At 68.4% G+C, this 12,427-nt stretch carries 10 protein-coding genes; 2 read left to right on the top strand and 8 right to left on the bottom strand.

The features are described from left to right. Positions 1–101: 101 nt before the first annotated feature. The 6 genes from ACIHA7_RS33720 to ACIHA7_RS33695 all read right to left on the bottom strand — a co-directional run bounded on the left by ACIHA7_RS33720 (position 102) and on the right by ACIHA7_RS33695 (position 5,386). Positions 102–464, bottom strand: coding sequence for a DUF6221 family protein (locus tag ACIHA7_RS33720; protein WP_397295251.1), 363 nt, complete (start codon positions 462–464; stop codon positions 102–104). 70 nt (positions 465–534) lie between these two features. Continuing rightward, positions 535–1,347 (bottom strand): siderophore-interacting protein, encoded by an 813-nt coding sequence (locus tag ACIHA7_RS33715; RefSeq protein ID WP_397295249.1) that lies wholly within the window; start codon positions 1,345–1,347, stop codon positions 535–537. An 11-nt stretch (positions 1,348–1,358) separates the two neighbouring features. Next, on the bottom strand, positions 1,359–2,375 hold the full coding sequence (locus ACIHA7_RS33710) for an ABC transporter substrate-binding protein (protein ID WP_397295247.1): 1,017 nt from the start codon (positions 2,373–2,375) through the stop codon (positions 1,359–1,361). Positions 2,376–2,542: 167 nt separating this feature from the next. Beyond that, positions 2,543–4,075, bottom strand: a complete 1,533-nt coding sequence (locus ACIHA7_RS33705; protein ID WP_397295245.1) for a dolichyl-phosphate-mannose--protein mannosyltransferase — start codon at positions 4,073–4,075, stop codon at positions 2,543–2,545. 25 nt (positions 4,076–4,100) lie between these two features. Further along, positions 4,101–4,733, bottom strand: a complete 633-nt coding sequence (locus ACIHA7_RS33700) for a hypothetical protein (protein WP_397295244.1) — start codon at positions 4,731–4,733, stop codon at positions 4,101–4,103. A gap of 167 nt (positions 4,734–4,900) precedes the next feature. Next, positions 4,901–5,386 (bottom strand): carboxymuconolactone decarboxylase family protein, encoded by a 486-nt coding sequence (locus ACIHA7_RS33695; RefSeq protein WP_397295242.1) that lies wholly within the window; start codon positions 5,384–5,386, stop codon positions 4,901–4,903. A 168-nt stretch (positions 5,387–5,554) separates the two neighbouring features. Here ACIHA7_RS33695 and ACIHA7_RS33690 point away from each other — a divergent pair, with 168 nt between their 5' ends. Together ACIHA7_RS33690 and ACIHA7_RS33685 are read left to right on the top strand one after the other, a co-directional pair. Beyond that, on the top strand, positions 5,555–6,493 hold the full coding sequence (locus tag ACIHA7_RS33690) for an RNA polymerase sigma-70 factor (protein WP_397295240.1): 939 nt from the start codon (positions 5,555–5,557) through the stop codon (positions 6,491–6,493). Positions 6,494–6,713: 220 nt separating this feature from the next. Further along, positions 6,714–7,712 carry an Acg family FMN-binding oxidoreductase gene (locus ACIHA7_RS33685; RefSeq protein WP_397295238.1) on the top strand — a complete coding sequence of 333 codons (999 nt, stop codon included), beginning with the start codon at positions 6,714–6,716 and terminating at the stop codon, positions 7,710–7,712. Between the two features lie 49 nt (positions 7,713–7,761). Here ACIHA7_RS33685 and ACIHA7_RS33680 read toward each other — a convergent pair whose 3' ends face one another. Beyond that, positions 7,762–10,587 (bottom strand): hypothetical protein, encoded by a 2,826-nt coding sequence (locus ACIHA7_RS33680; RefSeq protein ID WP_397295236.1) that lies wholly within the window; start codon positions 10,585–10,587, stop codon positions 7,762–7,764. Continuing rightward, the gene (locus tag ACIHA7_RS33675; protein ID WP_397295234.1) at positions 10,587–12,383 is read right to left on the bottom strand and encodes an HSP90 family protein; all 1,797 of its coding nucleotides are present in this window, start codon (positions 12,381–12,383) and stop codon (positions 10,587–10,589) included. The genes ACIHA7_RS33680 and ACIHA7_RS33675 overlap by 1 nt, the downstream gene beginning before the upstream one ends. Between the last annotated feature and the right edge of the window lie 44 nt (positions 12,384–12,427).

Here is a 12,427-nt window from a genome sequence, read left to right as displayed (position 1 = left end):
CTCAGAAGTCGCGGTAGCGAGTACTTTACAACTAAAGCTTTAGGCATAAAGCATTTTCACCGGATCGGGAGCTGTCGACCGCGAGCGTCACGCCACGGCGCTTACCAGGGTCTGCGGATCCGCCGCGGACTGGCGAACCAATCCTGCTGGTAGTCGGGGTGATCGGCGTACGGTTGGGCCAAGGCCCGCAGGATCTCCCTGGCCAGCTTCTTGGACTCGTCCGCTTTCGAGTCGCCGAACAGCCAGGCGAACGCCGCCTCCTCGTCCAGCCAGTCCCAGTCTTGTTCCTCGGACTTCTTCTTGTGATCGCGTTCCAATGCCGCCAATACCGCGCGCTTGGCGGCGCATTCGGCCAGGATGCGCCGGCTCGACCAGGGGCCGTTCGCCCCTCGGTGCTCGGCGGCGCGCGCCTCGGCTTCGTCGTCCAGAATGCGGGCTCGTACGAAATGCACCAGGGAGTTCATGGATTCACGGTAGGTGCGGGTGCGCCGGGTAGGCGTCGGTCGAAAGGAGGACCGGGAGGGACCGGCGGCATCATTCGTTGCGCAGGTCGTCCTCCGTGGCGCCGAGGCGCCAGTAGCCGCGAAAGGTCACGTCCGCCTTGGGGATCCGGCGTTCGGCGACGAGGTGGCGGCGCAGGGCGCGGACGACGCCGGACTCGCCGGCGATCCACGCGTACGGCCGTCGGTCCGGGAGCGTGGCGGCACGGACGGCCTGCACGATGCGGCCACGGTCGCGGTCCTCGTGCACCAGCCAGGTGATCTCGGCGTCCGCCTCGGTGGGCAACTCGCGGCGGTCGGCCCGGTGCGGGACCTCGATCCAGACCTTGGCGACGGTTCCGGCGGGCAGCGATTCGAGGATGCTCGCCGCCGCGGGCAACGCCGTCTCGTCCGCGGCGAGGAGGACCCATCCGGCCTCGCCGGGCGGGCGGAAGGCGACGCTGCGGTTGTCGCCGTCGCAGGGCCCGAGGATGGTGACCCGATCGCCCGGCTGCGCCCGCGCCGCCCAGCGTGCGGCCGGTCCGCCGTCGGCGTGCGGGACGAAGTCGATAGCCAATTCGGCGGTCTCGGGCCGATGTTCCCGCGCGGTGTAGGCGCGCATCACCGCGCGAACGGCCGGGTCGGCGGCGCGCCACGCGGCGAACCAGTCGTCCCCGGCGTCGACCGGCACCCAGGGGGTTCGCTGGCCGGGGTGGGGAAGGAACAGCGACAGGCTCTGGTCGCGGCCGCCACTGGCGAACCCCGCCAACGGCGCACCGCCGAACACGATGCGCAGTTGGGATGGGCTGAGCAGTTCGGTCCGCAGGACCGGCACGTTCTCGAAGAATCGGAAAGGCTGGGCGCGCATGGGATTCCTCGTCAGGTCACTTTGCCGGAGCGGCGGACGGCGGCGGCGAGATCCTCGAGCAGCGGGGCGATACCGGCGTGGGAGAACCGGAAGATCGGTTGCCAACCGACGACCTGGTCGGCACGCACCGCGGGCAAGCCGCGCCAGACCGGGTTGGCGGCAAGTGCTTCCGGCGACAAGGTGCCGGATCGGCGATCGAGCAGGATCAGATCGGCCCGATATTTGTCGGTGTGTTCCCAGCTGAGCTCCTCGAAGAAGCCGTCGGGGGTGACGTTGTCCGGGGTGACCATGTCGACGCCGAGCTCAGCGAAGTAGCGCAGGTCGGTCGACATTCGCGGGTCGGAGACGTAAAAGATTCCCTGCGCGGCCGAGGCCGCCATCACGCGCAGGCCGGGGCGCTGCGCGACGGCATCGCGGATCGCCTGGGACGCGGCCTCGAAACGGGATTTGGCCTGGGTTGCCTTGGGGGCGTTCAGGTCCGCACCGAGTGTGCGCGCGAGCTCGGCGTAGCGCGCGATGATCTCCGGCAGTGTCCGGTGTGCGATGCGCACCGTCGCGACATTCGGATTGATCGCGAGAATCTTCTCCTTGCTCTCGTCCGGTATGTACCAGAGCCGGTCGGGCACATACATATCGGTGACGAGGAGATCTGGTTCGAGCGCCGCGTACTTCTCGACATTGAACTCGCCCCAGTTGTTGCCGAGCACGGTCAGCTTGCCGAGATCGAGATCACCCGCCAGCGGCGCCGGTTCGCCCGCGGTCGTACGTGTTTCGCCGAAGACCCCGGCGATGCGGTCCTGTAGTCCGTAGTCCGCCAGCAGCGCGGCGGAGCCGGCGAACGCGACGATGCGGGACGGGACCTCCTTGGTGTGGATGGTGTGGTTCCGATCATCGGTGAACGACCAGCCGCCCGGTCCGGTGTACTGCTCGTCGGCGGACCGGCCGGTGCACGCGGTGAGAGCGGCGCCGAGCCCGGCTGCGCAGGCGGTCGTGAGCAGACGGCGGCGGGAGATATGGATTGTGTCCATGGCGGCCATTAGAACGACCCATTGTCAGTTAGGCAAGCCTTACCTGAATGAGGTGGATCACGGACGGTGCGGTGGCCGGTGGCGGAATCTGGTCAATACTGTTGCTGCGGAAGGTGTCCGCGCCCCCTTGTCCCGGCCCGGCGGACTGCGCAGCTGTGGTGCAGAACTCAGCGCCAACTCGGCAACCACAGGTGCTGCTGCCACGTCGACACGGTGATCGGCAGCCCGGTGAGGATCGGATAGTTCCAGACGAAGTTCGCGACCACCAACCCCAGGTACAGGCAGACCAGCAGCAGACCGGTGTCGCGGCGTTCGTGGTGGTCGGTCGCGCGGCCGAGGATCTGCCCGAGCGCCAAGGCCACCAGCATGATCAGGAAGGGGGCCATGGCGGTGGCGTAGAAGTAGTACATCTGCCGGTCGAGCACGGCGAACCAGGGCAGCCAGGCCGCCGCGTAGCCGGTGAGGATCGCGACGTAGCGCCAGTCGCGTCGCGTGACGGACTGCCATAACGCCCACCCCAGTGCGGGCACCGCCAGCCACCAGATCGCGGGCGTGCCGATCAGCATGATCGCGCGCACACACTCCGGTTGCCCGCATCCGGTGGTCAGCTCGGGCTCGGGAAAGTGGTAGAGCATGGGTCGCAACCCCATCGGCCACGTCCACGGCTTCGACTCCCACGGATGGTGGTAGCCGGCGGAATTGGTCAGGTGGGTGTGCACGTCAAGCACCGCGGCGTGGTGGAACCACAAGGCGCGCAACGCCTGTGGGACGAAGGCGAAGAACCCGCCGTCCGCGACGGCATGTCGGTTCACCCCGGTCTCGCTGGCGAACCACCCCGCATACGACGCGAGATATACCCCTAGCGCGACTATGACCAGCGCGAACGCCGCAGGTGCCGCGTCTCGCACGACCGTGCCGAGAAATGGGCGCCGCACCCCGTAGTGACGCCGCGCGGCGGCATCGAAACCCAGACACAGGATTACGAAGAAAGCCAGGAAGTACGCGCCGGACCACTTTGTGCCACAGGCCAACCCGAGCAGCACACCCGCGCCGAACCGCCACCATCGCACGCCGAGACGAGGCCCGAACGCGGACAACGCAATCCGGCCCTCGGCCGCGGCACGCGCCATTCGCCCTCGGACCTCGTCGCGATCGACGATCAAACAGCCGAACGCGCCGGTGACCAGCACCGCCAGGAAGATATCGAGCATGCCGATCCGCGACGAGACGAACGTGACACCGTCGGCGATCATCAGGATTCCGGCGACGGCGCCGATCAGGGTCGAGCGGGTCAGCCGCCGGACGATCCGAATCACCAACAGCACCAGCAGGGTTCCCGCCACCGCCGCGGCGAACCGCCATCCCAGCGGCGTGTAACCGAAAAGGATCTCGCCAACGGCGATCAGCAGCTTCCCGACCGGTGGATGGACCACGACCACGTACCCGGGATTGTCCTCGATGCCCATCCCGTTGTGCAGCATCTCCCAGGCCTGCAACGCGTAGTACTTCTCGTCGAAGACCGGCATCCCGGCGTCGGTGGTCGAGCCGAGTTGAGCGAACCGGGTCGCCGCCGCGAGCAGCGTCAGCACCACGGTGACCCACCAACCGCGCGCGGTATCAGTCGAGTTGACGTCGAGCTCCGGTGCCGACGGACCGACTATCGGACGAGCCGACCACCGCTCGCGCACCGCACCGACCACCACACGACCCTACGCAAGGCTCGATTCAGTAGACCAAATTCGCGCCGAAATCGGGGACAACCCCGAGCTGGACCAGCTGACTCCACCGGTCCAAACGGCCGTTGTGCAGCTCCCAGAACCGGCGGCACAACTCGAAATACTCCAGGACCACCTGGCGCTCGCCGTGCTCCAGTAAGTCTTTGGCCAAGCTCATGTTCGGTCCGTAGCTGTTGATCTGCGGCGAACCCGGACTGTTGCCCGCCGCGAGCAGGTGAGCTTTGGCGTCCTCGACGCGGCCCTCGCGCAGGGCGATTCGGCCGAGCACCATGTTTCCGTCGTGGATGGCGTTGCCGTAATTCCAGTCTCCGCGGAACCCCGGCGCTATCGCCAACAGCTCCTGCGCGTATCCGCGGGCCGCCTCGATGTCTCCGGCGGTGAAGCTGTCTTTGGCCAGATCCGGAAGATCATCGAACCGGTCGAACGTGGTTGCCGGCGCCTCCGCGGTCGCGATGCCGGGCAGTGACGGCAGGGTCGCGACGGCTCCGGCGACCGCTGCCGCGGCCAGCGCCGCCGCGACGATCCCGGCCATCGCCCGTGGCCGCAGTGACCTTACGGCGTTGTGCGGCTGCGGCTGCGGCTGGTCGTCGAGCGCGAAATAGATGGACGGTTGCTCTGTCATCTCGGCCTTACCTGATCAAAGACGGGTGCGCGCCGCTCATTCGGATCGCGGAGCTCAGCTAGAGCATCGCGCGGCCCCAACCCGCACCCATAAGTTTTCGATCATCCGCCGATCAACTGCGAGCCCGGCCCGGATCTGATCCCGAGCCGGGCCGCAACCCGCCTGGGTCAGTTGGCCATGGTGGCGAACATGCCCGGCTCGTAGGACCCGCCCTTCTGGTGCACGATCACCGCGAGTCGGTTGGCCGCGTTGATCATGGCCACCAGTGCGACCAGCGCGACGGTCTGTTCGTCGTCGTAGTGCTTGCGCACCTGCGCCCAGGTCTCGTCGGACACACCCTGATGGGCGTCGGCAAGCCGGGTGCCCTCCTCGACCAGGGCCAGCGCGGCTTGCTCGGCCTCGGTGAACACGGTGGCCTCGCGCCATGCGGCCACCAGATGCAGCCGGACCGAGGTTTCACCGGCCGCCGCGGCGTCCTTGGTGTGGGCATCGATGCACCAGCCGCACCCGTTGATCTGGCTCGCGCGCAGCGACACCAGTTCCTGGGTGGCCTTCGGCAGCGCAGACTGCTGGATCGTCAGACCGACGTTGGCGAACCGCTTGGCGATCTTGCCGCCGATTTCAGTGCTGAACAGGTCGATACGGGGTTCCATGACTGGGTCCTCACTGGTGGTGTTGAACTGAACGACCATGAGATGCCGAGACATCGGCTCGTGTGACAGGCGCGGTGGCGTGACGTGTGCCACTCGCTGCGGGTGTCACAAAACCGCGGGGCCCGGTGTCTGATGCGTGACACAGTCGAGAGCGAAGAGGAGCCATTTATGGCAGGCACGTCGCAGCACCCGCCCGAAGATCGCCGTGCGGCCGGCGCCGAGGACGACCGCCCGGACGCCACCGCCACCTTCGTCGCGCACCGCAATCTGCTGTTCACCGTCGCCTACGAGATGCTCGGTTCGGCCGCCGACGCCGAAGACGTCTTGCAGGAGACCTGGCTGCGATGGGCCGGGGTCGATCTCGATACGGTGCGGGACCAGCGCGCCTATCTGGTTCGGATCGCCACCCGTCAGGCGCTGGTCCGGCTGCGCACCCTAGGTCGTCGCAAGGAGTCCTACGTCGGGCAATGGCTGCCCGAACCGCTGCTCACCGCACCCGACGTGGCCGAGGACTTCGAGCTGGCCGAGAGCGTGTCGATGGCGATGATGCTCGTGCTGGAGACGCTCGCGCCCACCGAGCGGGCCGTGTTCGTGCTGCGCGAGGTGTTCGATCTGCCGTACGAGGAGATCGCCGAAGCGGTCGACAAGACCCCCGCCGCGGTCCGCCAGATCATCCACCGGGCTCGGGCGCACGTCTCCGCGCGCCGACCGCGAGGGGTGGTGTCCGCGGCCGAGACCAAAGGCGCCCTCGACGCCTTCCACCGGGCCGTCGAAACCGGCGACATGCAAGACCTGCTCGACATCCTCGCGCCGGACGTCGTCTTCCTCGGCGACGGCGGCGGCATCAAGCAGGCCGCACTGCATCCGATCATCGGAGCAGACCGGGTCGCCCGCTTCCTGTCCATCGGCCTGCCGCGGGTCCGCGCCATGATGACGATCGAGCCGGTGCAGGTCAACGGCTCCCCGGCGCTGCTGCTCCGCCACGACGGCGCCGTCGACAGCGTCATCGCGTTGCGTATCGACGACGGGCTGGTCACCGGGCTCTACTCCGTGCGTAATCCGGAGAAGTTCTCGCACATGGAGCAGGAGACGGCGTTGCGTCGCTGAGTCGAATGATGGCGCGGTGTGCCGCGGTAGCGCAGCCCGCCGCCGCCGTGTCTACCCATGACCGGCGGCGTCGAGCTGTGTCTGGGACTGAAGTGACATTCACCTCGATGACAGAACGGCGTACCGCGGTGACACTGGAGAACGGCGTCGACGACGAATGGCCTGGTCAACAAGGTGTGGCGCCTACTGAATTTTTCTATCTGGAAGGTATCTCGCACTCATGGCACCGTCGGCGCCGACCATGGACACGGTCAAGATCGCGCTGGAGATGGCGGTACGCGCGCCGTCGATCCACAACACCCAGCCGTGGCGGTGGCGGATCCGGGACCGGGTGATCGAGTTGTGGGCCGATCCGAAGCGCCATCTGGTGGCGAGCGATCCGCGGCAGGGCAAGCTGGTGGTGAGCTGCGGCGCGGCGCTGCATCATCTGCGCGTCGCGCTGGCCGTGGTCGGCTGGTCCGCCGACGTGACGCAGCTGCCCGACCCGGACGAACCGGACCATCTGGCCACCATCGAGCTCACACCGCACCAGCCCACCCAGGCCGACATCGAGCTCGGTGCCGCGGTACTACAGCGGCACAGCGACCGCCGTGGCTACCGCTCGTGGGAGATCCCGGCAGGTCACCTCCGGACCATCTCGACCAGGGCGGCGAAGTTCGGCGCCGTGGTGCGCCACGTCCCGGACGGGCTTCGCCTCCGGTTGGTGCGGCCGTTCCACGATGCCGTGGCCCGGCACGCGGTGGACTCCGACTATCAGCTCGAGCTCGCCGAATGGAGCGGCGGGCACCGGACCGAGGACGGCGTGCCCGGTGCGAATGTGCCACGCCCGCACCAGTGCGACCAGATCCCCGCCCGCGTGTTCGCCGACGCCGAGCTGATCGACGGCCTCACCGAGCCCGACGCGGCGGAGTGGTTGGTGGTCTGCACCCCGCACGACGACCGCCCGTCCCAACTGCGCGCCGGCGAGACCACCAGCGCTCTGCTGCTGGAAGCCACCCGCCTCGGGCTGTCCAGCTGCCTGCAGACCGAGCCGCTCGGCCTCCCCGAACTGCGCGACGACATCCGATCCCACGTGCTCTACGACTGCGCCTTCCCGCAAACCATGATCCGCGTCGGTTGGGTGCCGACCGACGCCGCGCCGTTGCCGGCCACCCCGCGCCGGGACATCGAAGACATGATCGACGTGGATCCCTTGGCCGCCAGCGCTTTCGGGCGCTGAGAGGTCTACTTCGGGGCGCGTCGCGCCACGGATCGCCTGGGGGGCTGGCTCATTCGCTGTGTTCGCGTGCGGCAGCCAAGGCGCTGGACAGAACTTCGTGCAGCGGATCGTCTTCCTCGACTTCGGTGAGCGCCTTGCCGAGGACTGCTGCGGCTTCATCGGCGCGGCCCATCTCCAGCAGGACCCGCCCGTATACGAGATCGGCGCGTAGCGCGGGCTCGATGGCGTCGATGGCGCGGAAGCCGGTCGCGGCGGCAACGGCTCGCGACGCGGCATCTGCCAGCCGGTCGTCGGCGAACAGGATGCGCGCGGCGTTGTAGTCGAGCCGTGCGCGATGCCAGGTGAGCAGGCTCGGATCGGGCTCGGCGTCGGCGAAATCGCGGAAGGCTTGATCGGCCACCTCGAGCGCGGCGAGCGCTTCGGCCGTTTCACCGCTCCAGTGCAGCGAGAGCGCCGCGCAGTAGCGGCAGTAGGCAACGCGCAGTGGGTCGTGGTCGAGCAGCGCCGCGTCGGCGGCCTGTCGGTAGTGTTCGGCGGCGAGGGCGTCGCGATCGAGAGTGTCGAGTAGGTCGGCGGTTTCGGCGAGGATCTCCGCCACCGCGCCGTGTTCGTCTCGGGCACGGTGGAATTCGACGATCTCCTCGTACAGCGCGAGCGCCTGATCCGGCTCGCCGAGCTGCAGATGCAGGCCCGCGAGCAGATACCGGCACTGATGCGCCGAGTCGTGCTGGCCGAGCCCCTCCCAGCTCGCGACGGCCTCCTCGGCGAGGTCGGCGGCGTCGAGCAGTTGCCCGGTCGCCCGGTAGGCGATGGCCAGATCCCACACACAACGAGCGACCTGAGGCAGACCCTCCGCCCGGCCGATAGCGACCGCGGTGAGCAGATCGTTGATGGCCTCGCCCGGCCGGTCCAGGTCGTTGAGCACGGCACCACGCAGGCCGTGCGTCACCACCCGCAGGTCGGCGGGCGCGTCCGCGGCGAGGGCGGCCAACGCCTCGTCGGCGGCGACCAACGCCGCCTCGGCCTCATCGCGGCTGCGCAGCAGCACGCCGAGGCGGAAGGCCGAAGGCGCGACCATCCGGGGGATTCCGGCCTCCTTGAAGGCCGCAACGGCCGTGCGCGCGGCGTCGATCGCGGCGTCGAGGTCTTCGGCGCTGTGGATGTGCCGATGCATGCGGTGCGCCGCGACATCGCCGATCAGCACCGGGTCGCCGGATTCGGCCGCGGTGGCGGCGGCCTGCGCGAGCAGGGACTCGACCTCGGCCAGGTGCTCGGCCGGGGAATCTTCGGCCTGCAACAGGCCGCTGGCCAACCGGATAGCGGACCAGACCTGGCCTTCGAGTTCGGGGCGCTGGATCAGATAGGCATGCGAAGCACGCAGCAGCGCCGATCCCTCCTCGACTCGATCGTGCGCGCACAGGTACTTGCCGAGGCAGCCGAGGGCGACCTGGCGACCGTTCTCATCACCCGCGGCCTCGTACCGCTCGACGGCTTGCCACAGTAGCGATTCGGTCGCCGCGTCGTGGTCGTCCCACGAGGCCAACCGCGCCCGCAGGACTGCGGTACGTGCGGCGAGCAGCGAGTCGGCGGGAGCGTCTTCGGAAAGCGAGATAAGTTGCCGCACAAGAGGTTCTGCGGCTTCGTCGGCATATCGGCGCAACAGGTGCTCGGCGCGTTCGACGAGTTCGTTGGCGGTCAGCGCGGCGACGTCCACCGCGGCGGCCACCTGCGGTCGAGGCGCCGGTACCCGATGGTCGGCCGCGGCGGACAAGGGCAGCTGCTCCACCAGCGGCTCGCTCGCCAGAAGGCTTCGCACAGTGGACGTTTGATGATCGGTGCCGTTGCGCTGATCGAACCGGGCGGCGATGTCGAACGCGTGGCGCGCCAGCTCATCGTGCAGCGTCCGCGCGTTGAGCTCGGCCGCGGGGCGATCCGCGTGCGCCGGTCGGCGGACGATCGCCGCGCCGTGGCCCGCGTCGACCACCGTGCGCAGCAACAAGGCCGCCGACGCGGCGAACCACATGGCGTCCTTGGGGCTCGGCGCGCGATCCAGCCAGCCGAGATGCCGATCGAGGAGTTCGAGGCCGCGAGATTGGTTGCCGGACAGGGCACAGAACTGCAGGTGGTCGCCGATTTCGGCCACATCCTGCGGTCTGGTGCGCAGGATGCGATAGGCCCGGCGGTGCGCGTTGCGCGCCTGCTCGAGTTGCCCGGTGCGCACATACGGCAGCAGCAGGGTGGTGAGTATCCGCTGCGGTTGCTGCTCACAGTCCAACTCGCCGTCCAGCACTGGGCCTGCGACCGCGATGGCCTCGGCGTCGCGGCCCCGATCGACCAGGTAGTCGGCCTTGTTGGTCGGATCGCAGCCCGCACAGTCGGAGTTCTCATCCCGCGGCGTCGTACACCATTTCGCGTACCACTCGTCGGCGGCCGCGCGGTCGCCGATGTGCGCGGCCACTCGGTAGCGGTAGGCGTACACCGCGTGCAAGCTCTGGCCCTCGGTGCGGTAACGCCGTTCCATCTGGTCGAGCACGGCCAACGCCCGATCCTTGGGCACCTCAGGGAATTTCGTCATCGCCGTGATGGCGTGCTTGAAATCCCAGCGCAGCGTCGCCGCCACCCACGGCTCGTGCGCCGCCGGGTTACGGTCGTAATCGGCCAGGCACCGGGCGAACGGAACGAACAGCTTGGCAGGCTGCATCCCCTGGGTGTACGCGTCGATCAACCGCAGCCGCGCGTAGAAGGCGACTTCGGTGTGCTCCCCGGCCTCCGCGTGCCGCAGCACCTCTTCCAGCAGTGCGTCTTTGCCGTCGCCGTAGGGTAGTTGATCGGCTTGTTCGATCAACTGGTACAGGCTGTCCGCCGACTTGGCCATTACGCCTCTCCCCGCTCGTCGTGTACCGCCCAATCGAGCAGGCCGACGAAAGATCTGTTGAGCAAGGCCGTATCCACGGGGCGGAGCGGGTGCTGGCCGAGCAGTAGTGCCTGACTGTAGAGCGCCTCGACCGCCATGGTGGCCAGTCGGGGATCGGCTAGCGCAGAGATTTTGCGCACCAGAGGGTTTCGATGATTGAGGACCAGCTGCGGCCGATCCGGACCGAGCCCGGTGTCGAAGGCGCCGAGTACATCCGCCCAGAGGTCGTCGGCGATCGCCCGGGTGGCGCGCAGCTCGGCCCGATGCTGGGTTTCCCGGTCGAGCAGATACAGCGCCGCGAGCGAGGGCGGGTCGAACGTGCGCAGCGTGACCTCGCAGTCCAACCGGTCCAGCGCGCGCTGCGCCGTCACGAGGAAGGGGCGCAACGCCAACTCGGTCGCCGGATCGATCAGGTCGAAATGGGTTGCCAGCTCACTGGTTTCGAGCCGGGAGACGCGGATCTCCGGATCGATCGTCGGTAGTCGTTCGAGGATCTCGGTGAGGTAGGCGTAGCCGCCGTTCACCAGGCCGATGCCCTGGGCGTTGGCGACGGCGGCGAGCTGACGGAACTCCTCCACCGAGGGCGTGAAGCGGATGTCGCCGAAGCGCCGCCGGAACTCGGCGAGCGGGATCCGGCCCGCATTGGTCTCCACCGCGAGCCAGCGATCCACCAGGCGCAACATGTCGTCGTCGTGCAGCGCAAGGGCTTTCACGCCGAGGTCATGGATCTGCAGGAACTGCGCGAGTCTGGCCGGGTCCGCGGCGGACAGCTCGATCAACCAGTCCCTGACCTGTTCGCCGAGTGCCTCCCTGGTCGACTCCAGCAGGTCGTCTTCGTACAGGGCTTCCCGGCTGGCGGTCGGGCGCAACTCGCTGGTGTCGACCACGCAGCGGACGAAGAACGCCCAATCGGGCAGCAGCCCGGTGACGTTCTCGGCGATCAGCATGCGCTTGAGATAGGCCCGATGACCGGTCTTGGCCGCCGGATTCGCCGCTTGCGGAAGCACGAACGCCACGCCGGTGAGCCCGGCCTCGGCGCTGGACAGGTCGAAACTGGCGAACGGGGTGAAACCGAAGGTGTCCTCGGCGTAGGTGGCCAGCGCCGCTTGGCGGTCACTCGGGGTGGGATGCGGTGCCCGCCAGGGCAGATCGGGCGCGGTGATGGTCTGTCCGTCGACGGTGACCCGGAACGGGAGCATGCCGCCGAAGAGCGTGGCCAACTCGACGACGGTGGTGCTGGTCAGCCACGGCTCCATGCCCTGGCGTGGGGTGAGGGTCACGGTGGTGCCCGGCTCGGGCCGCTGCTCGGCCGCGACCTCGACGCGGTAGCGACCGTCGGCGTAGCCGGTCCACGCCACCGACGGCCCGCCTCGGGCCGAACGGGTCAGGATGCGCGCCTCGTCGGCGACGAGGAAACAGGAGAGCAGGCCGATGCCGAACTGGCCGAGGAACTCGTGCCTGGCGAAGCCGAGGCTGTCGCGCTTGCCGCTGTGGCCGATGGTGGCCAGGAACTCGTGCACCTCCGGCTCGGTCAGCCCGATGCCGTTGTCGTACACCCGGATACTGCCGTCGCCCGTGCTGTCGGGGGTCTCGATGCGCACCTCGGCGGGTGCGTCCGCGTCGATGGCCTGCCGCGCGGTGACGGCGTCGACCGCGTTCTGCAGTAACTCGCGGATGTATACCCGCGGGCTGCCGTAGAGGTGGTGACTTAGGAGGTCGACAACGCCACGCAAATCGACCCTGAACGCTTGCTCCACCGCTGCCCTCCGACAAACCCACCAGCTAACGCCGATCACTCTAG

Origin of the sequence: Nocardia sp. NPDC052316, from assembly GCF_044547795.1 — a bacterium.
Lineage (GTDB): Bacteria > Actinomycetota > Actinomycetes > Mycobacteriales > Mycobacteriaceae > Nocardia.
This window is presented reverse-complemented; position numbering and strand designations above follow the sequence as displayed.